The sequence below is a fragment of the Moraxella sp. genome (assembly GCF_030525845.1).
In the GTDB taxonomy this organism is placed as follows: domain Bacteria; phylum Pseudomonadota; class Gammaproteobacteria; order Pseudomonadales; family Moraxellaceae; genus Moraxella.
Map to the genome: position 1 here is coordinate 1 of NZ_JAUNDY010000012.1, position 18,469 is coordinate 18,469.

20 protein-coding genes and 1 pseudogene are annotated in these 18,469 nt (G+C 43.1%); 12 read left to right on the forward strand and 9 right to left on the reverse strand.

The window, feature by feature from the left end:
- The 7 genes and pseudogenes from Q4B79_RS05820 to Q4B79_RS05850 form a co-directional block, all read left to right on the forward strand.
- A pseudogene (locus Q4B79_RS05820) lies at positions 1 to 149 on the forward strand (tryptophan synthase subunit alpha); the annotation flags it as partial.
- A 78-nt stretch (positions 150 to 227) separates the two neighbouring features.
- Positions 228 to 1,115 (forward strand): acetyl-CoA carboxylase, carboxyltransferase subunit beta, encoded by an 888-nt coding sequence (gene accD, locus Q4B79_RS05825; RefSeq protein ID WP_303085489.1) that lies wholly within the window; start codon positions 228 to 230, stop codon positions 1,113 to 1,115.
- A gap of 73 nt (positions 1,116 to 1,188) precedes the next feature.
- Entirely contained in the window at positions 1,189 to 1,884 is a 696-nt protein-coding gene (locus Q4B79_RS05830) for a hypothetical protein (protein WP_303085490.1), read from the forward strand.
- 16 nt (positions 1,885 to 1,900) lie between these two features.
- Positions 1,901 to 3,226, forward strand: coding sequence for a folylpolyglutamate synthase/dihydrofolate synthase family protein (locus Q4B79_RS05835; protein ID WP_303085491.1), 1,326 nt, complete (start codon positions 1,901 to 1,903; stop codon positions 3,224 to 3,226).
- 65 nt (positions 3,227 to 3,291) lie between these two features.
- The gene (locus tag Q4B79_RS05840) at positions 3,292 to 4,350 is read left to right on the forward strand and encodes a LysM peptidoglycan-binding domain-containing protein (RefSeq protein WP_303085492.1); all 1,059 of its coding nucleotides are present in this window, start codon (positions 3,292 to 3,294) and stop codon (positions 4,348 to 4,350) included.
- 18 nt (positions 4,351 to 4,368) lie between these two features.
- On the forward strand, positions 4,369 to 5,754 hold the full coding sequence (locus tag Q4B79_RS05845; protein ID WP_303085493.1) for an FAD-binding oxidoreductase: 1,386 nt from the start codon (positions 4,369 to 4,371) through the stop codon (positions 5,752 to 5,754).
- A complete protein-coding gene (locus tag Q4B79_RS05850; protein ID WP_303085494.1) occupies positions 5,744 to 6,265 on the forward strand; it encodes a redoxin family protein in 522 nt (173 codons plus the stop codon). The genes Q4B79_RS05845 and Q4B79_RS05850 overlap by 11 nt, the downstream gene beginning before the upstream one ends.
- A 202-nt stretch (positions 6,266 to 6,467) precedes the next feature.
- Here the strand turns inward: Q4B79_RS05850 and Q4B79_RS05855 are convergent, their stop codons facing one another.
- The 6 genes from Q4B79_RS05855 to Q4B79_RS05880 all read right to left on the reverse strand — a co-directional run bounded on the left by Q4B79_RS05855 (position 6,468) and on the right by Q4B79_RS05880 (position 10,319).
- On the reverse strand, positions 6,468 to 7,292 hold the full coding sequence (locus Q4B79_RS05855; RefSeq protein ID WP_303085495.1) for a putative RNA methyltransferase: 825 nt from the start codon (positions 7,290 to 7,292) through the stop codon (positions 6,468 to 6,470).
- Positions 7,293 to 7,343: 51 nt separating this feature from the next.
- Entirely contained in the window at positions 7,344 to 7,847 is a 504-nt protein-coding gene (locus Q4B79_RS05860; RefSeq protein WP_303085496.1) for a hypothetical protein, read from the reverse strand.
- Between the two features lie 15 nt (positions 7,848 to 7,862).
- Positions 7,863 to 9,446 carry a peptide chain release factor 3 gene (locus Q4B79_RS05865; protein ID WP_303085497.1) on the reverse strand — a complete coding sequence of 528 codons (1,584 nt, stop codon included), beginning with the start codon at positions 9,444 to 9,446 and terminating at the stop codon, positions 7,863 to 7,865.
- Positions 9,447 to 9,526: 80 nt separating this feature from the next.
- Entirely contained in the window at positions 9,527 to 9,688 is a 162-nt protein-coding gene (locus tag Q4B79_RS05870; protein ID WP_303085498.1) for a hypothetical protein, read from the reverse strand.
- Between the two features lie 137 nt (positions 9,689 to 9,825).
- On the reverse strand, positions 9,826 to 10,095 hold the full coding sequence (locus Q4B79_RS05875) for a hypothetical protein (RefSeq protein WP_303085499.1): 270 nt from the start codon (positions 10,093 to 10,095) through the stop codon (positions 9,826 to 9,828).
- Entirely contained in the window at positions 10,092 to 10,319 is a 228-nt protein-coding gene (locus Q4B79_RS05880; RefSeq protein ID WP_303085500.1) for a hypothetical protein, read from the reverse strand. The genes Q4B79_RS05875 and Q4B79_RS05880 overlap by 4 nt, the downstream gene beginning before the upstream one ends.
- A 177-nt stretch (positions 10,320 to 10,496) precedes the next feature.
- Between Q4B79_RS05880 and Q4B79_RS05885 the strand changes: the two genes are divergently transcribed.
- The gene (locus Q4B79_RS05885; RefSeq protein ID WP_303085501.1) at positions 10,497 to 10,862 is read left to right on the forward strand and encodes a diacylglycerol kinase; all 366 of its coding nucleotides are present in this window, start codon (positions 10,497 to 10,499) and stop codon (positions 10,860 to 10,862) included.
- Here the strand turns inward: Q4B79_RS05885 and Q4B79_RS05890 are convergent.
- Positions 10,859 to 12,112 (reverse strand): multidrug effflux MFS transporter, encoded by a 1,254-nt coding sequence (locus Q4B79_RS05890; RefSeq protein WP_303085502.1) that lies wholly within the window; start codon positions 12,110 to 12,112, stop codon positions 10,859 to 10,861. The genes Q4B79_RS05885 and Q4B79_RS05890 overlap by 4 nt on opposite strands.
- A 295-nt stretch (positions 12,113 to 12,407) precedes the next feature.
- On the opposite strand from Q4B79_RS05890, the gene Q4B79_RS05895 reads away from it, so the two are divergent.
- Complete coding sequence (locus tag Q4B79_RS05895; protein WP_303085503.1) at positions 12,408 to 12,827, forward strand: hypothetical protein; 420 nt, start codon at positions 12,408 to 12,410, stop codon at positions 12,825 to 12,827.
- A 57-nt stretch (positions 12,828 to 12,884) separates the two neighbouring features.
- Here Q4B79_RS05895 and Q4B79_RS05900 read toward each other — a convergent pair whose 3' ends face one another.
- Positions 12,885 to 13,952 carry an enoyl-CoA hydratase/isomerase family protein gene (locus Q4B79_RS05900; protein WP_303085504.1) on the reverse strand — a complete coding sequence of 356 codons (1,068 nt, stop codon included), beginning with the start codon at positions 13,950 to 13,952 and terminating at the stop codon, positions 12,885 to 12,887.
- Positions 13,953 to 14,082: 130 nt separating this feature from the next.
- Here Q4B79_RS05900 and yaaA point away from each other — a divergent pair, with 130 nt between their 5' ends.
- The 3 genes from yaaA (at position 14,083) to Q4B79_RS05915 (ending at position 17,031) form a co-directional block, all read left to right on the forward strand.
- Positions 14,083 to 14,865, forward strand: a complete 783-nt coding sequence (gene yaaA / locus Q4B79_RS05905) for a peroxide stress protein YaaA (RefSeq protein WP_303085505.1) — start codon at positions 14,083 to 14,085, stop codon at positions 14,863 to 14,865.
- Between the two features lie 147 nt (positions 14,866 to 15,012).
- Positions 15,013 to 16,116 carry a recombinase RecA gene (gene recA, locus Q4B79_RS05910; protein WP_303085506.1) on the forward strand — a complete coding sequence of 368 codons (1,104 nt, stop codon included), beginning with the start codon at positions 15,013 to 15,015 and terminating at the stop codon, positions 16,114 to 16,116.
- Positions 16,117 to 16,122: 6 nt separating this feature from the next.
- Positions 16,123 to 17,031: a regulatory protein RecX gene (locus tag Q4B79_RS05915; protein ID WP_303085507.1), complete on the forward strand. Its 909-nt coding sequence runs from the start codon at positions 16,123 to 16,125 to the stop codon at positions 17,029 to 17,031.
- A 28-nt stretch (positions 17,032 to 17,059) separates the two neighbouring features.
- On the opposite strand, the gene hemA is transcribed toward Q4B79_RS05915, so the two are convergent.
- Positions 17,060 to 18,391: a glutamyl-tRNA reductase gene (gene hemA, locus Q4B79_RS05920; RefSeq protein WP_303085508.1), complete on the reverse strand. Its 1,332-nt coding sequence runs from the start codon at positions 18,389 to 18,391 to the stop codon at positions 17,060 to 17,062.
- Between the last annotated feature and the right edge of the window lie 78 nt (positions 18,392 to 18,469).

Genomic DNA, 18,469 nt, shown 5'->3' on the forward strand with positions numbered 1-18,469 from the left:
TTGCCAAGTTTGCCGATGGGGTGATTGTGGGCAGTGAGCTTGTCAAAAACTTTGCCGATGTAGGTTCGGACGCTCAAAAGATTGAACAGGCGAAAGCAAATATTTTGGCAAAAATGGACGAGTTAAGACAAGCAATTGATAATTTGTGAGAAAAATTTGCCAAACCATTTGCCAAATTGACAAAACAACTGTAAACTATGCCTATTTAAGAATTTATAGGAAAATTCATGAGCGAACAAGCCCAAGCAACACCAACCACATGGCTTAACCGCCCTGTACCGTCCATAAAACAAAACCGTGTGGCAATCCCCTCAGCGGTAGAGACCGAGCCATCTACCGAATGCCCTGAGTGCCATACGCTGACGACCAACACCAGCTTGATTTTTAATCAGTATGTTTGCCCTGATTGCGGCCACCACATGACCATGTCGGCACGCAAACGCCTAAACTGGTTTTTTGAGAGTGTGACAGGCGAGCTTGGACAAGAATATCAAGCGGGCGACCCCTTGCGTTTTACCGACTCCAAGCCCTACCCCATTCGCATGGCAGAGGCTCAACGTCAGACAGGCGAGAGTGAGGCTTTGGTAGTGATGAGCGGTAAAATCAAAAATTTGGAGTTGATTGCCTGTGCCTTTGACTTTAAATTCATGGGTGGCTCAATGGGGTCGGTGGTGGGCGACCGTTTTGTAATAGCAGCTGAAAAAGCCCTTGCCGAGCGTAAGCCTTTGGTGTGCTTCGCTGCCTCAGGCGGGGCAAGAATGCAAGAGGGTTTGTTATCACTCATGCAGATGGCTCGCACATCAGCGGTCATTGAGCGTTTACGTTTGGCAGGCGTGCCATACATCGTGGTACTAACCAACCCCGTCTATGGGGGCGTAACGGCGAGCCTTGCCATGCTGGGCGATGTACATATCGCCGAACCAAAAGCGATGATTGGCTTTGCAGGTAAACGTGTGATTGAGCAGACCGTGCGTGAAGTGCTTGATGAGCCATTCCAACGTGCTGAATTTTTGCTTGATAAAGGCACGGTAGATATGGTGGTACATCGTCATGAGCTTGTGGACACAGTGTATCGACTGCTGACTAAGCTGATGAAATTGCCGAATGTGAGTTGATAAATCATGCTATAATACCAAAACTCCACCAAAAGGGGTTTTGGTATTTTTATTGGGTAGCACAAGGCAAATTATGCATTTCTTTATCATCATGATGTTATTTTTATCATCAATGGCTTATGCCAATGTCTCTGACAATATTTCTAATAATACGCCCAGCGATGAATCGGTGGAGCGTTTAATTAAAGTCAAAATGACAAAAGAGCATTATATAAATGCATTTAGTGATGTCATTCCACAATCAGTCATCGTCATTCAAATCTTTCCATTTATTATATCGGAAAATGATGACAAGCAAGCATTAGAACAAAAGCTGGCAATGATGTTAGAACTTAATAAAAAATCCCAAGAGATGTTAAAAAAAGAAATCACGACCGACCCAAATTGGATTGAGCTTATTGACAAAATGTACATACAAACAGAGATTGATAAGACAAAAAGGCTATACAACCAAGAACAAGTAAATGCATTAATTGAATTTTATGAATCGCCCATTGGCAAAAGCATTGCTTTGACCGAATCGTATGAAGTTGAGCATGAATTAGTGGACAACCCTGATATTAATAGCATTATTGAATATGTAGAAAATCATGGTAAAGATTTTCTAGAAAAGTACAATAAAACCAAAGAAGCACAACTTAGAGAAGAAGTGGAAAAACTTTATGAAAACTCACCCACCGTACGGTATATGTATTCAGAAATGTTTAAAATAGCAGAGAATCTTGGTTATGGTAGTGAGCCCAATCCAGAATTTTTAAAAAAATATTGACAGCGAATAATCAATCATGAACACCCTCCAAACCGTCTCCGAGTGGCTCAATTATATGGGTCAAATTCACGTCTCCGCCATTGACATGGGCTTAGAGCGAGTGTTGCCTGTCGCCAAAAAAATGGGGGTTTTAAAAGAGGATTTATCCCATAAGCCCTATATTTTTACCGTAGCAGGAACCAATGGCAAAGGCTCAACCACCGCACTCATCAGCGAAATTTGTACGAAAGCGGGTTTTAAAACCGCCTTATACCAATCCCCGCATTTGGTTAGTTTTAATGAACGCATCAAAATCAATGGCATAGATATTGATGATGACATGCTTATTAAGGCATTTAATGCATGCGAAAAAGCTCGTACCAAATGCAATTTGTCTTTGTCATTTTTTGAAATGACGACTTTATCGGCATTTTGGATTTTTAAAGAATTAAACTGCGATGTTTGGGTATTAGAAATTGGCTTGGGTGGTCGGCTTGATGTCGTCAATATCATTGACCCTGATGTGGGCGTGATTACCAATATAGGCATTGACCATGTTAATTGGCTTGGCGATGACAGAGAAAAAATCGGTTTTGAAAAAGCAGGAATTATCCGTAAAAATATGCCTGTGATATTTGGCGAGGCTGATATGCCAAATAGCGTGGCACAAATCATCACAGAAAAACACGCCCTCTGTCATCAATTTGGCAAACATTATGTCTATCAAGACAATGTTGATGACTGGATTTATTCATCAGCGTCAATAACCCTTAATTTGCCCAAACCAACGATAGCTCTAACAAATGCCAGCAATGCCATCAGTGCAATATTGGCAAGCAAATTAAATATTGGCATTGATGATATTAAAAATGGCTTAACTACTGTCAAAATAGCAGGGCGATTTGACAAAAGAATGATAGACAACAAACAATGGATTTTTGATGTGGGGCATAATGCTCATGGCATGACATTTTTAATGCAATCATTTATCCCTTATTGGCAAAACATTCATCATCAATGCCCTAATACCAAATTACACTTTTTATTTTCCATGCTTGCTGATAAAGACATCGATGAAGTGCTTGCTTTGATTGCTACTTTTGATTTACCCATCACGGCATGGCATATTGGGAGGATTGATAACGTGCGAGCGACCAACGTGATTGACCTAAACGCCAAAATCAGCCATCATGTGCCACACAGCACCATTTTTATGCACAATGATATTGGTAAAGCGGTGGCAAGTGTGGAGAGACTGGCGAGCGATGGTGATGTGGTGTTATGCTTTGGCTCGTTTCATACCATTGGTGAGAGCTTGATTGCGTTGGGATTGGCGGATAATCCAGCGTCCGTTTTGGCGTAAAATATTATGAGTTTTCTAGGCTTTATGATAAAATACCCATATCGGCAACAGATGATGATAACCCCATGATTTCAAAACAGCTCTTATTAGGACTTAGTTTAGCACTGGGCGGTGGCGTGGTTTTTTATGCCATCAATCAAGGTCAGCCAGACCCCTCCCACCAAATGACCACCTCAGCAACCACCCCCAGCCCCGTCAGCGATGACGTGGCTCGCCCTGTTGCTGAACCGCTAACCATTGGCAGAGAAGAAGAGGATAGACTGCTCGCCATCAAGCAAAAACAGCGAGAGACTCAGACGCTCGCCCAAGAAAAAGAGGTCAGAGCACTTCTTGACAAACAAGAAAAAGCCCAAAACTTAGCCTTAGCAAAAGCAGACGCCGAACAAAAAATGCTTGAACAGGCCTCCAACCTAACAGTTGAAACTCGCCCAGAATCTATCGCCAAAGCCAAAGAAGAGCAAATCAAGGCTGATAGAGAAAAACGACTAAAAGCTGAGAAAGCCAAAGCCGAGAAACAAAAAACAGAAAAACAAAAAACCCAAAACAAAGCTGGCGAGCATAAGGTCGTGCGTGGCGACGGTCTGATCAAGTTGTCTCGTCAGTATGGCGTGCCTGTTTCTGCCATTGCCGAAGCCAATAACATGGGGCGTAACGACCCCCTACCACTTGGCAAAACCATCAAAATCCCCTCCAAGTCTCAGGTGGCACGCCTAGAACGTGAAGCCAAAGAGCGAGAAGCGAAGGCAAAGACTAAAACAAAAGAAATCCAAGAAGTCAAAGCCAAAGAAACAAAAACCAAAGACACCAAGTCCAAAGAAAAAGACACCAAAAAAGCCACTGTCGAAAAACGCCCATCAGAATCTCGCCAAAAAGAAAATTCTACCGATGGTAAGGCACGATACAGCGTGCAAGTTTCGCTCGCTGACAACCAGGCCAAAGCAGATGAGCTTGCCAAAAAATACCGTGCTGCTGGTTATAAAGTTACCACCAGCCAAACCAGTCGTGGCGTGCGAGTGTTGGTTGGTTCAGAAAAAAACCAACAGTCCGCCGAAACCCTGCGTGATAAAATCCGCAAAGATAGCCGTGTCGACGGTAGCGGTGCTTGGGTCAAACGCACACAATAACCCTTAGTAGAGAACATCATGACAACCAATTTTTTAGAAGCCCTAACCACACTCGGTGTTAACATCAAAACCGACCAAAGCGACCTTGCTTTTTTTGGCAAAGACCAAACCAAACATTTTGAGCCAAACCCTTGTCTCATCGTTTTCCCCAAAACCACCGAACAAGTTGCCGACATTGTCCGCCTTGCCAACGAACACAAGATTTGCCTTGTACCCTCTGGTGGTCGCACAGGTTTGTCCGCAGGGGCAGTAGCAAGCAATGGCGAGGTGGTGGTGAGTTTTGATAAAATGAACGCCATTGGTACGTTTTATGAAGCTGACCGCATGGTGGAAGTTGAGGCGGGCGTGGTTACCAAAGCCTTGCAAGACTTTGCCGAAAGTCGTGGCTTATATTATGGCGTGGACTTTGCCTCCGCAGGGTCTAGCCAAATCGGTGGTAACATTGGCACGAACGCAGGCGGGATTAAGGTCATTCGCTATGGCATGACCCGTAACCAAATTTTGGGCTTGACGGTGGTTACGGGCAAAGGCGACATTTTGGAGCTAAATGGTGGCATGCTCAAAAACGCCACAGGCTATGATTTTCGTCATCTGTTCATCGGGGCAGAAGGCACGCTTGGTTTTGTAACTAAGGCGTTGATTAAATTAGAAAAACAACCTGTAAACCTGACGGCAATGGTGCTGGGCGTGCCTGATTTTGGTTCGGTGGTTAAGCTCCTTGATAAATTTGGCAAGGCGTTAAATTTGACCGCTTTTGAGTTTTTTGACAACGTGGCGATTGACAAAGTCATCAGTGCAGGACACGCCAAAGAACCTTTTGAAAGCCGTACGCCCTTTTATGTATTGCTTGAATTTGAGGCAATTAGCGATGAGGTGCTTGATACGGCGATGGGCGTGTTTGAAAACTGCCTTGAAAATGGCTTGATTGTTGATGGTGTGATGAGCCAAAGCGTGGGGCAACTTGCCGACTTGTGGAAATTAAGAGAAAGTATCTCCGAAACCATTTCGGTATTTACCCCTTACAAAAATGACGTGTCGGTACTCATCACGCATTTGGGCGATTTTATCAGCGACATTGACAAAATCGTCAAAGACAATTACCCAGATTTTGAGGTATGCTGGTTTGGACATATTGGCGATGGCAATTTACATTTAAATATCCTAAAACCTAATAATCTGAGTAAAGATGAGTTTTTTAACAAATGCAAAATCGTCAACAAATACGTCTTTGAAACCGTCAAAAAATACAAAGGCTCTATCAGTGCTGAGCATGGCGTGGGCATGACCAAAAAGCCTTATTTGGATTATACTCGCTCGCCTGCCGAGATTGAATACATGAAAGCGGTCAAGGCGGTATTTGACCCTAATGGCATCATGAACAGAGGTAAGATTTTTGACCTTTAACTTGTCTGGATATTCTAAAAAAACCGTCCAATACCTCATCAAAATGATGGGGTATTTGGTGGTTTTTATTGTCATTTACACCCTTATTAATCTATGGCGGTCGCCCACCATGCCTGATGATGTGGATTTGACTTACCAAAATTCACACGGACAACTCACCAATATCGCTACCGCCAGTCATGACAAACCAATTCTCGTGTATTTTTGGGGAACATGGTGTCATGTATGTCGTACCACCAGCCCAAATGTCCAAGCCCTGCACGCTGATGGCTACGAAGTGCTGACGGTGGCGGTATCGTCAGGCAATGATGACGAGCTACTCTCACACATGAATGAGCGTGGCTATGATTTTGCCACCATCAATGACACGGACGGAGCGATATTTGGAGCATGGCAGGGGCAAGTTACGCCCTCTTTTGTGATTGTCAGTGACGGCAAAATGGTGCAGAGCTTTACAGGCGTTGCTCCGCTTTGGCTGCTAAAATTAAGATTATTAATGGCTAAAATTTAAAATACAATCTCATATTCATGGTGGGTTCTTAATAAAGATACCTTTTAAACAAATGATGACTGTTAATAAATCAGTTGCTGATATTTTTTATGATAGATATTTGATGACTCATCAGATCATATATTCTCTATCAAGAAATAAAACATAAAATATTTATAAAAAAATAAACTTAGATAAACTATGCCATTGTTGTTGGATTTTATTAATTAGTACCGCATTGTTTTTTAAATAGATATACACAAAAACTGGCTGTAACCTCAAAATTATTTTGGGCTTTTAGGGCTATTTTTTTATCCAATTTAGCTTTATAAGTATAAGGGGTCATATCTATCAAATCGGACAAATTTTGGCTGTCCAAGACCATCGGTGCATCAATTTGCCATTCATCAATCAGGGCAAATTCTGGCGACAGTTCAGTGATAAATTTGGCGGGGTTGTGCAGATTGACAAGCTCAAACAACTGCTCGCGCATCGCGTACAGATGGCGTGGGGCGGGCGTGGCAACCAGCAAATGACCGCCCGCCATCAGCACTCTTAGCATTTCGGCTTTTGGCAGAGGACTAAAAAAGCTTGTGCAAAGTCCCACGCTCTCATCTGCCACAGGAAGCAGCGAGCCTGTACCCACTACCCAAGTGATGTTGTTCCCAACTTCTTGATTTTTATAGGTTCTTGAAGCAGTAATGATAGCGGTTTTGGCGATGTCTAGCCCAATGACAGGGGCGGTTTTGGCAAGCTTGCTCGTATAATAACCTTCGCCACAGCCGATGTCCAGTATTGATGTAGGCGATAGACTGGCAGTAATTTGGCTGATTTTGGTGCGAAGTGGCTCATAAAATCCGCCCGCCAAAAAGCGTCTGCGAGCCTGCACCGATTCTGGCGTATCGCCTGCGGTGTGGCTGTTTTTGTGCTGAACCACGTGTAGATTGACATAGCCGTCCTTGCTAATGTCATAGCTGTGGCGGTTTTGGCAGGTGTAGGTTTTGCCTTGTAAATTTAGGGCAGTATGGCAAATGGGGCAGATGAGCATGGTTTAATTATTCAAAAGCTAAAAAAGTAATATATCACGAATTTGGAAGAATTATACATCTTGACGGTTCTTCTCATAAACAAAGCGCCGACAATCGTCATATTTATAAAAACTGACATATAACCTTATATGGTATAAATCATCAAAATTATAATCGCCCGCCGATATTGCATTTTCGCCAACACAAAACCGCTTTTTAAAAGAATGACTGCTGGTATCATAAGCAGATAATTCCACATTAGCAATTTGTTGAATATTTTCTAGCAATGTTTCAATATCGCTTGTTTTGGGATTATGGTAATGATATGCAATAGAAATGGATTGTGCACTGGTCTTTTTACGGTTATCTCTTTTATCAAATTGTGGCAAGCCGATGGTAATTGTATCCAAGATTTGTTGTAATTCGGCTTGCTTTTTATCATAATCCAATTTGATGGGATAGTAATATTTAGGGTTTTTAAATACATCTATCCAAAAATAAAGCATAATGGGCAACATAAAAACCAAAATGGCATTAGTAAAAATACTGCGAACGATACTTTTAATGTCTTTCATGCCACCCACCTAAAATCAATGCTCCCTCGTACTTCTAAACTCCACCTCTGGATAACGCTCTTGCATGAGTTGCAAATTGACACGACTTGGGGCAAGGTAGGTCAGATAACCACCGCCGTCCAGCGAGAGTTGGTCGTGGGCTTTTTTCTTAAATTTTTCAAAGGCAACTTTATCATCACAATGCACCCAGCGGACGGTGGCAACAGAAATCGGCTCAAAGGCACATTGCACCTTGTATTCTTCTAGCAAGCGATGAGCCACCACTTCAAATTGCAGTACGCCCACCGCTCCCAAAATCAAATCATTGTTGATTTGGGGCATAAAGACTTGGGTTGCTCCTTCTTCTGACAACTGTTGTAAACCTTTTTGTAATTGCTTGGATTTTAGTGGGTCTTTTAGCACCACACGGCGAAACAGCTCTGGGGCAAAGTGCGGAATGCCTGTAAAATTAAGGGTTTCGCCACTGGTGAAACTGTCGCCAATCTGAATCGTACCGTGATTGTGCAAGCCAATAATGTCGCCAGCATACGCCTCTTCAAGGCTTTCACGGTCGCCTGCCAAAAACATCAACGCATCCGACACTCGCACTTCTTTGCCAATACGAATATGGTTTAATTTCATACCTTTTTCGTACTTGCCAGAACAAATCCGCATAAAGGCGACACGGTCTCGGTGTTTGGGGTCCATATTGGCTTGGATTTTAAAGACAAAGCCTGTGAAATTTGGTTCGTCCGCCTTGACCACTCGCTCCACGGCATTGTGGTCTTTGGGGGCTGGGGCGTATTTGGTTAGGGTATCTAGCACCATATCCACGCCAAAATTACCCAAAGCCGTCCCAAACAGCACAGGCGTTTGCTTGCCTGCCAAGAACTCATCAATGTCCCAATCGCCAAATGCCATTTCGGCAAGCTCCACCCCTTCCAAAAACTCATTCCACAAAAGCTCGCCAAGTCGCCCCTTAATCTCATCGTGGTCGTAGCCGTCTAGGGTTTCAATGTCGGTTAATTGTGTGCCAAAGCCCTTTTTATAAAGATAAGTTTTGTTATCAAAAAAGTTATACACCCCCACAAAATCCTGCCCCATTCCAATGGGATAACAAAACGGCACGCATTTGATTTTTAGCACGCTTTCAATTTCATCTAAAAGAGCAAGGGGATTTTGGATTTCACGGTCAAGTTTATTGACAAAACTGATAATGGGCGTGTCTCGCATACGGCAGACTTCCATCAGTTTAATGGTGCGTTCTTCCACGCCCTTTGCCCCATCAATGACCATCAAGGCACTATCAACGGCGGTCAAAGTGCGATAAGTATCTTCACTAAAATCAGCGTGTCCGGGGGTGTCTAGCAGATTGACCATACAGTCGCCATAGGGAAACTGCATCACAGAGGTGGTGATAGAAATGCCCCGCTCCTGCTCCATACTCATCCAGTCGGAGGTGGCGTGTTTGTCGGTTTTACGGCTTTTGACCTCGCCTGCGGTTAAGATTGCCTTGCCCCACAAAAGGAGCTTTTCGGTCATTGTGGTTTTACCTGCGTCAGGATGGCTGATGATGGCGAATGTACGGCGTTTGGCGATTTCTTGGGCTAGGTTGGTCATAGGATTTTCTTAATAAAAATAAAATGGTTATTATACTTGAAATAACCATAAACTTCACACAAAAAAACCGCCATTAGCGGTCAATAATCCAATCTATCCACGCTTGGCAAGTCAAAAGGTGGGTGAGTGCTAATATCCACAAGCACAATCGCATCGTTATAGCGACAATAATGCAAAATATATTCGCTCGTCAAATCACCACTCGCCTGCTCCACATAGCACGCACCGAGATGACAGGGCATGTCCACTCTTTGTATTTACAATGAAAAATGAGAAAAATCACCAGATTTTCAAGGAAAATTCCGCAGGCAATATGAAAATATTGGTAAGGGATTTGACGATGAAAATCAAGATTTAGCCATTTTTCATGTAAAAACATTCATTTTACTTCTGAAATATCGCCGAATACAAATGGTGCTATAAAGGGTAGGCATGCCCTATGCCAAAGACAATATTTTTGGGCAAATTTGGCGTGTCTGTGTTCTTTTTTGGTATGGAGGTTTGGTGGGGCGGAGGATTTGTTGCGACCTTGTAAGTCTTTTAGACCGCTTGTTTCTACATGAGCCATAAAGGACATTACGGCAATTTGAATAGAATCATCGAAAGAATCCAAGTTATCCCTTAACCAATGAGATAGCCGTGCGTTCATACAACCGCCCCTGTTTTGCTTTCGCTCAACCATTGTTTAAAGCTGTCAAGGTTCGCCAATGCCGACTTTGGCACAGGCACGCTGTTTTTTAGAGCTTCCTCCTTACTTTCAAAGCCTTTTAATCGCTCTTGCATCACGTCCATATCAAAGACCATGACATCATCAATATGCTTAGGCGTATCATTTTCCAAAGTGGCTTTGATGGCGTTTAGTATATAGGTCATTGACACTTACACCTTGTTTTTCGGCGGTGATGGTGATGGTTTCTTGCATTTCTGGGGGGTAGGTCTAGGGTAATCATAACTTATTTATCCAAGTGTTTTTGTCATTATCCCAAATTCTCGGATTTTGTCAATATTGAAAAAATGCTATAATCCGCCATCATCACACAGGAAAAATCCATGTCCGAATTTAACAAAACCAAAGGCTTAAAACGCATCATCAAAACCCTATCTTATTCCAAAGATGGTTTTAAAGTTGCCCTAAAAGAACCCGCCATTTTTCAGCTTGTGATTTTGCATTTGCCTTTAATGGGATTGGCGTTATGGCTAGATTTTGCTTTGGCGGTTAAGATGGCGTTAATCATCGGCTCGTTTTTATCTTTAATCGTGGAATTTTTTAATACCGCATTGGAGGCGGCGGTTGACCATACTTCGATGGAAATCCACCCCCTTGCCAAAATCGCCAAAGATGTCGGCTCGTCCGCTCAGTCGCTCGCACTGATTTTGGTGGTGGTGCTTTGGGTGATGGCGATTTTTGGTGGTTAATCCAAATTTGATAAATCCATTTTGGGGTCAAGCTGATACACCAAAAATGTCCCGATCGCCGCCAGTACAGTAACCACCATACCCAGCTTAACCACAGGACTGACATCAAACAAACTCAGCAATAACCCACCAAAAATCCCCACGCTAAACTGAAATGAACCTTGTAGTGCCGAAGCTAGACCTGCTCGTTTTTTTTGGTATGCCAGTGCGATAGCACCAGCATTTGGCTGAGTCAGACCAAGCCCTGCAATACAACAAAAAATAGCCACAAATACCAAAGCAAAAGAAGCCTGCGTACCAAAGGCAAGTACCAAAGCCAGCAGACACACTCCTGAGACAAGTTGCATTAACGCCCCAAAACGTAGCAGTTGCACCAAGCGAAACTTGCTGGTTAAAAATTGATTAACTTGGGTAAGTGCCACAAACCCAAAGGCATTTGCCCCAAATGCGATGGCGAATTGACGCTCAGACAGACCATAGCCCACCATAAACAGCTCGCTAGATATAGATAAATAAATAAAAAATGCCCCTTGTAATAGCCCCCCTGCCAATGCAGGTATGACAAAGGTTTTATCCTTCATGAGGTCAGCATACGCCAAAAATGCTTGGCTCATTGGTTGGGTATTGCGGTTTTGAGGGGTTAGCGTTTCTTTTAAAAACAGCTTAGTCAAAATGATGTTCAACACACCATAACACGCCAAAAACCAAAACAGAGCATGCCAGTTGGCAAATTTTAAAATCATCGCCCCCAAACTCGGTGCCAATATCGGAGCAAGCCCCATCACAAGCACCATCAGGCTAAATGCCCTAGCCCCTTGCACAGGGTTTAGCGTATCACGAATGGCGGCACGAGTTACCACCGCCGTAACACACGCCCCAAGTGCCTGCACCGTACGAGCAATGAACAACATGGTCTCACTGGTGGCTGTTGCACACACCACAGAAGCCAGCACAAACACCGTCATGCCAATATACATCGGCAGTACACGCCCCACCCTGTCAGAAAAAGGACCGTAGAATAATTGTCCAAATACCAGTCCCACAAAATAAAACGGCACAGATTTTGAAATCTCCGAAACACTAACCCCAAACTCGTCCGCCATCTTTGGCAAGGCGGGCAGATACATATCAATAGCAAGCGGACCGATGGCAATCATCAGCCCCATTACCATAATCCATAAAGTCGGAAATGGCTTGGCGTGAGCGGCTTGGGATTGGTTGTTTGAGGGTAGATGAGATGGGTTTGACATGATGTATCGCTTATTTGATGGTCAAGTGATGACAAGAACTCATCATTTTACCATGATTTGCCCATCAAGCAGACAGATATTTTGTACACCCTGACATTTGATAACACGGCTGTACAAAACCCATCATCAACAGCAATCAATACAAAACTACTGCAAAATTAATTATCAGCCTTAACCGCAATCATGGAAAATCGCAATTTGATGGATTGTTGTGGGACTAGTGTTTTGATAAAACTTGTATCGCCCCACCATTTATGATTATAATAACCCTTAACTCCCACACCCATTCATTACCATGAAAAAACTACTTTTTATCACCTTACTTTCCTTGTGTACGCTCGCTCATGCCGAAGACTGGCAATGGGTTTATGATTTGCTCTATGGCAAAAGCTATTATGCGGACGAATACACGCACGTTGAGCATTTTGCCGACACAGGCAAGCCATTTGTAACAACTTGGGAGCGTGGCGTATTTCACGAGCTGGCAGACGGCGTGGCTGAAATGCGAATGTTTTACTATTTTGATTGTACCAAAGAACGCCTAGCCAACACCGCCTACGTGCTGTACGACCAAAATAACAACATTCTTTATGAAGAAGTTGAAGAAGCGATTACCACTTCTACCGACCAACGGTGGGAAAAACTTGACAGAGAAACCATCATCACGCCCTATTTTGACCATGTCTGCAAGGCCGTTGCCAAAAGACAACAATAAAGCTCCATTAAAAATCCGCTTAATATCATATTAAGCGGATTTCTATTTTATCAATGATTATTTAAATTCCCCAAAAAACTCATCAATACACCCCATGGGCATATCATCAAGCGTATGTCGCCATTTTGGGTTTTTGTCTTTATCAATAAGTAAAGCTCGTACACCTTCTTTAAAATCGCCCTTTTCTACGCAATTTGTGGCAACCACCGTTTCTAAATCAAAGATTTGCTTTAAAGAAAAATCTTTTTTCACCGTTTTTAAATCATGATAGATTTTAAAGGTAATGGCTTTGGTGGTGTCTGACCCTGTTTTATAAAATTCAAGGGCGGATTTGATAAAATCGCTCTTGCCTTGATAATTCATCAATGCTTGATGGATGGATTGTAAATCCCCTGCCATCAAATGATTAATTTCATCAAAGTCATTCATGATTTGACCATTTGGTAATATCGATTTGTCATGAAAGTTATTTAAACAAGCGGATAATAAATGATGATTGCTGGCATTATCCTTAAAGTCAATTTGTTGTAAGGCGTTTAACAACTCATCAAATCGTTCATGACTTATCGCAAAATCCGCCACACCCAATTCATAAGCGTCCGCCCCATTAAATCTTGCCCCCGTCAAGCCCAAAAATAAGCCCACTTTCCCTGCCAAATGATTTAAAAAGTACGATGCCCCTGCGTCAGGAAACAGCCCAATGGACACCTCAGGCATCGCCATGAGCGTGCTTTTGGTTACGACCTTATGACTAGATGCCGTAAACAGCCCCATGCCACCACCCATCACAATGCCATGCCCCCACGCCAAAATGGGCTTGGCATAGGTGTGCATGTCGTGCATAAGCCCATACTCATGGGTAAAAAAGTCGTGGGCGGTCGCACCAATCGTGTCGCCGTGTAGTGCCTTGATGTCGCCCCCTGCACACAGCCCCTTTTCGCCCGCCCCATGTAGCACGACCATTGCCACGCTCTCGTCAGTCGCCCACGCACTTAAAAGCTCGCGAGTGGCTTTAACCATGTCGAGATTTTGGGCGTTTAGGGCTTTGGGGTTGTTGAGCGTGATGATGGCAATGGATTTGCCATGCGTGGTGGGGAGAACATGGGATAAAATGGCGTCAGTCATGAGAATTCCTTTTAAAAAACAAGCAAAATTAGGATAACAGATTTGGCAAATACAATCAATAGATAAATAATTTTAATTGCAATTTTAACCATTTACTTTTATAATAAAATTTTTATGATTAGGAAAATGTATGTATTTTTTATTATCCCCTGCCAAAAATTTAGATGAAAAAACCACCATTCCTTTTGATTTGACCAATCATTTAAGCGAGCCTGTTTTAATTGAGCATTCCATTGATTTAATGAAAACACTCAAACAAAAAGACAGCATTGACATTCAAGAACTCATGAGTGTGTCTGATAAAATCGCCCAATTAAATGTAACTCGCAATCAAAACTGGACTTATCCTTTTAATGATGATAAAAAACCTGCTGTTTATTTATTTGACGGGGACGCTTATAAAGGATTGGACGCTTATTCATTAACCACTGATGAGATTTTATATTTAAATCGTCATTTGGGGATTTTATCAGGATTATATGGCATTTTAAAACCGCTTGATAATATGCTCCCCTATCGCCTTGAAATGGGCATTAAATTGAAAACTCCCCATGCCGATGATTTGTATGAATATTGGGGCGACATGATTACCGATGTCATCAATGAACGCATTGCCAAGAGTGGTTCGGACATATTAATTAATTTAGCCTCCAACGAATATTATGGAGCGGTCAAACCCAATAAAATCCATGCCGAGATTATCACCCCCAAATTTTTAGACCAAAAAAATGGTCAATATAAAGTCGTGAGCTTTTATGCCAAACGAGCAAGGGGCATGATGACCCGCTTTGCCTGCGTCAATAACATCCAAAACCCTGATGAGTTAAAAGGCTTTGACATGGAAGGTTATTATTTTGACGAGAGAGCAAGCAGTCATGACGAGTGGGTATTTAAACGAGATGAGATTTTTTAAGTTTTATTTATAAGCTTAATAATTATTTACTGCAACAACGTAAAATTTACCGCCATTTTATCCAAAAAAGTGCTAAAATAGGCAAAATTTTTCACATGAATTGAAGTTAATTTAACACAAATTTTTAAGTCTTATAGGTAAAATCTCATGGCAAAAGCACCCAAAAACCAAGAAACAGACAACGTTGAAGTCAACAAGGAAAAAGCCCTGCAAGTCGCCCTTGCCCAAATTGAAAAGGCATTTGGTAAAAACACCATCATGAATCTGGGCGATGACTCGGTAAAAGTAGATGTCGATGTGATTTCTACAGGCTCGCTGGGACTAGACATCGCACTTGGCATTGGTGGCTTGCCAAAAGGTCGTATCATTGAGATTTTTGGTCCTGAGAGTTCGGGCAAAACCACACTCACCCTACAAGCGATTGCTGAATGCCAAAAGCAGGGTGGCAAATGTGCCTTTATTGACGCAGAACACGCCCTAGACCCCATTTATGCCAAAAAATTGGGCGTAAACCTAAACGAACTCATGGTCTCACAGCCCGACAATGGCGAGCAAGCCCTTGAAATCGTGGACATGCTCGTGCGTTCTGGGGCGGTGGATTTGATTGTGGTGGACTCGGTCGCCGCTCTGACTCCCAAAGCCGAAATCGAGGGCGAGATGGGCGACAGCCACATGGGGCTACAAGCACGTCTGATGAGCCAAGCCCTACGCAAAATCACAGGCAACGCCAAACGCTCCAACTGCATGGTGATTTTCATCAACCAAATCCGCATGAAAATCGGTGTGATGTTTGGCTCGCCTGAGACCACCACAGGCGGTAATGCCCTAAAATTCTACGCCTCTGTACGCCTTGACATTCGCCGTATCGGCTCTGTTAAAGACGCCAAAGATAAAGAGATTGTTCTTGGCTCAGAAACTCGTGTCAAAGTCATCAAAAACAAAATGGCTCCCCCTTTCCGCCAAACCGAATTTGACATCATGTATGGCGAGGGCATCAACCGCTTGGGCGAGATTGTGGACTTGGGAGCAAGTCTTGATATTGTTGAAAAATCAGGAGCTTGGTACGCTTATGGCGGTACAAAAATCGGTCAAGGCAAAGCCAATGCTTGTCAATTTTTGGCGGATAACCCAGCCATTGCCCAAGAAATCGAAGCCAAAATCCGTGAAGCTAAACTCTCAAACGTTACCGCTACCCACTCGGACGATGATGCTGATGACGTGCCAGAATATGTCGAAGGCATGGACGACTAAACCTTTATGGATAAACCCATAAACATCAAAACGCCAGTCATCAAAACATTGGACGAGATTTTAGCAGACATGGGAGAGCCTGTGTCTGCCAAAACTTTTGATAAAAATAGTGATAATGCGGATAATAACAATGCCAAAAAACCCAACATCACAAATAATAAAGACAGCAACACCAAAAAGTCTTTAAAAAAACCCACAACACCGATTAAAAACACCCAAAAACCCATCTCCCAAACCAGCCCAGCCAATCCACCACATAAGCGCCAATCCCAAAAAAGTAACAGTAAGCCATCTGCGGTAGATTTATTATTAAATGACAATACCCAAACGGTGCTTGATGATAATTTATTAAAATTATTAAGCAAAGTTGAGATTGAAAAATTAGCCATTCCTGATAGGCAAACTCGCTATTTGCGATGGCTGGCGTTTTATTATTTGTCCAAAAAAGAACTGTCTCGCTTTGAATTAAAAAATAAATTACTCGCCAAAGATTGCGACAGTGTGGCGGTTGATGAATTACTTAGCGAATTTGCCGAAAAAGGCTACCAATCAGACGAACGCTGTGCCACCATGCTCGTGCGTGAATCAGTACGCAAAGGACGTGGCGTACAGCACCTTGCCAAAATGCTCAAAAAAGCAGGGTTAGACGCCAAAGATTTTGGAGGTATGGATACACTCATCGCCATGAGCGATGTGGAAAGTGTGGCGGACGGCACAATTTTAGAAAATGATGATAGAAGTGATGAAATAGACTGGCTCAAATTGGCGGTTGAGGCTCGCTGTAAAAAATATGGCGACACCCCGCCCAAAGACCCCAAAGAAAAAGCCCGTCAATTGCGGTTTTTGCAATATCGAGGTTTTGACATGGATATTTGTTTTAGGGCGTTAAAAATGACGCTTGATGATTTTGAATGACAATTCATCAAATGCCAAATCTCCTAAATCACACTTGCTTTTCACGATAATCCATTAAGCCATCTGCCACCATATCCAGCACTTCTGCGTCTTGATGTATGGCACTGGCACGAATCAGTCGAGATGGCGAGTGCATGAGTGTATTTGTCAGGCGATAAGCAAATTCATCAAGCACGCTCCCCACGTCATCGCCACAGGATAAGCGATGTTTGGCATGGGCGAGCAGTCTATCTCTATGCGTCTGTGCCAGAGCACGATAATCAGCAATAAGTCTACGTGCGGACAAAAGTTGCATTTGACTCTCTATATTTAGTGCCAGCTGACTGACCATCAGTTCTGCTTCTACCGCCGCCTGTTTTCGTTCGTTTAGATTGCCCTCAATGACATGTTGCAAATCATCTACCGAATATAAATACACATCATCTATGGCTGATACACTTGCCTCAATATCTCTGGGTACTGCCAAGTCTACCAGCAACATCGGACGATGACGGCGGATTTTTTGGGCGTTTTTTATCATTTGATGTGTGATGAGTGCATTCATGCTACCGCTACAACTGCTAACCACGTCTGCCTCAGTAAGCACCTGTGCCAGCTCATCTAACCCCACACATCGCACATGAACCGTTCGCCCTGCGTCATGTGCCATTGTTGTCAGCTCATCTGCCAAAGTCTCGGCTCGCTCCGGACTGCGGTTGGCGATGATGATATTTGTCATGCCCAAACTTGCCACATTATGAGCCACCAAGCGATTCATCTCGCCTGCTGCTACCATCAGCAGTGTGGTATTTTGAGGTTTATCAAAAATTTGTGTAACCAACTTAGCAGTAGCAAACCCAAGTGTTACCGCTTGCTGTCCCACCTTGCTATCACGGCGAACCGTGCGTGCAGCAGCAAAAATCTGCTGGGTTAGCCAATCAAACTCTCGACTCACACCACCAACTTCTTTTGACACGGAGACAGCCTGACGAATTTGTCCAAAAATCTGGGGTTCGCCCAAAATCATCGAATCAAGTCCAGATGCCACACGTAGCCAGTGATTCAACGCCCTATCATTTTCATAAACATATAAAAATGGCGAGATTTCTGACAATGTCAAACCCTTAAAATCCGCCAACCACGCACACAACGGACTTGCTTGCGTGTCAATGACAGCCTCATCATCTGCACGCCACTCATCATCAAACCCCACATAAATTTCACTGCGGTTACAGGTAGAGACAATAACCGCTCCTGATACCGACTCATTTAATGCACGAATGTCTGCTACCGCCTGTGGTAAATCCGAGCCAAATGACAACCTCTCTCGCAGGGAGATAGGGGCAGTTTTGTGATTGACTCCGATGACGGCTAATTTCATGACAGACTAATTAATAATAAAAATAAATCGATACGGTGGATTATTATAACATTTTTTATCAAAAACACCCAAACATCA

What these genes read in the sequence shown, in the direction of transcription:
- accD (WP_303085489.1), top strand. Translation starts at nt 228, where the DNA reads ATGAGCGAACAAGCCCAAGCAACACCAACCACATGGCTTAACCGCCCT.
- Q4B79_RS05830 (WP_303085490.1), top strand. Translation starts at nt 1,189, where the DNA reads ATGCATTTCTTTATCATCATGATGTTATTTTTATCATCAATGGCTTAT.
- Q4B79_RS05835 (WP_303085491.1), top strand. Translation starts at nt 1,901, where the DNA reads ATGAACACCCTCCAAACCGTCTCCGAGTGGCTCAATTATATGGGTCAA.
- Q4B79_RS05840 (WP_303085492.1), top strand. Translation starts at nt 3,292, where the DNA reads ATGATTTCAAAACAGCTCTTATTAGGACTTAGTTTAGCACTGGGCGGT.
- Q4B79_RS05845 (WP_303085493.1), top strand. Translation starts at nt 4,369, where the DNA reads ATGACAACCAATTTTTTAGAAGCCCTAACCACACTCGGTGTTAACATC.
- Q4B79_RS05855 (WP_303085495.1), bottom strand. Translation starts at nt 7,292, where the DNA reads ATGCTCATCTGCCCCATTTGCCATACTGCCCTAAATTTACAAGGCAAA.
- Q4B79_RS05860 (WP_303085496.1), bottom strand. Translation starts at nt 7,847, where the DNA reads ATGAAAGACATTAAAAGTATCGTTCGCAGTATTTTTACTAATGCCATT.
- Q4B79_RS05865 (WP_303085497.1), bottom strand. Translation starts at nt 9,446, where the DNA reads ATGACCAACCTAGCCCAAGAAATCGCCAAACGCCGTACATTCGCCATC.
- Q4B79_RS05870 (WP_303085498.1), bottom strand. Translation starts at nt 9,688, where the DNA reads ATGCCCTGTCATCTCGGTGCGTGCTATGTGGAGCAGGCGAGTGGTGAT.
- Q4B79_RS05875 (WP_303085499.1), bottom strand. Translation starts at nt 10,095, where the DNA reads ATGAACGCACGGCTATCTCATTGGTTAAGGGATAACTTGGATTCTTTC.
- Q4B79_RS05880 (WP_303085500.1), bottom strand. Translation starts at nt 10,319, where the DNA reads ATGACCTATATACTAAACGCCATCAAAGCCACTTTGGAAAATGATACG.
- Q4B79_RS05885 (WP_303085501.1), top strand. Translation starts at nt 10,497, where the DNA reads ATGTCCGAATTTAACAAAACCAAAGGCTTAAAACGCATCATCAAAACC.
- Q4B79_RS05890 (WP_303085502.1), bottom strand. Translation starts at nt 12,112, where the DNA reads ATGTCAAACCCATCTCATCTACCCTCAAACAACCAATCCCAAGCCGCT.
- Q4B79_RS05895 (WP_303085503.1), top strand. Translation starts at nt 12,408, where the DNA reads ATGAAAAAACTACTTTTTATCACCTTACTTTCCTTGTGTACGCTCGCT.
- Q4B79_RS05900 (WP_303085504.1), bottom strand. Translation starts at nt 13,952, where the DNA reads ATGACTGACGCCATTTTATCCCATGTTCTCCCCACCACGCATGGCAAA.
- yaaA (WP_303085505.1), top strand. Translation starts at nt 14,083, where the DNA reads ATGTATTTTTTATTATCCCCTGCCAAAAATTTAGATGAAAAAACCACC.
- recA (WP_303085506.1), top strand. Translation starts at nt 15,013, where the DNA reads ATGGCAAAAGCACCCAAAAACCAAGAAACAGACAACGTTGAAGTCAAC.
- Q4B79_RS05915 (WP_303085507.1), top strand. Translation starts at nt 16,123, where the DNA reads ATGGATAAACCCATAAACATCAAAACGCCAGTCATCAAAACATTGGAC.
- hemA (WP_303085508.1), bottom strand. Translation starts at nt 18,391, where the DNA reads ATGAAATTAGCCGTCATCGGAGTCAATCACAAAACTGCCCCTATCTCC.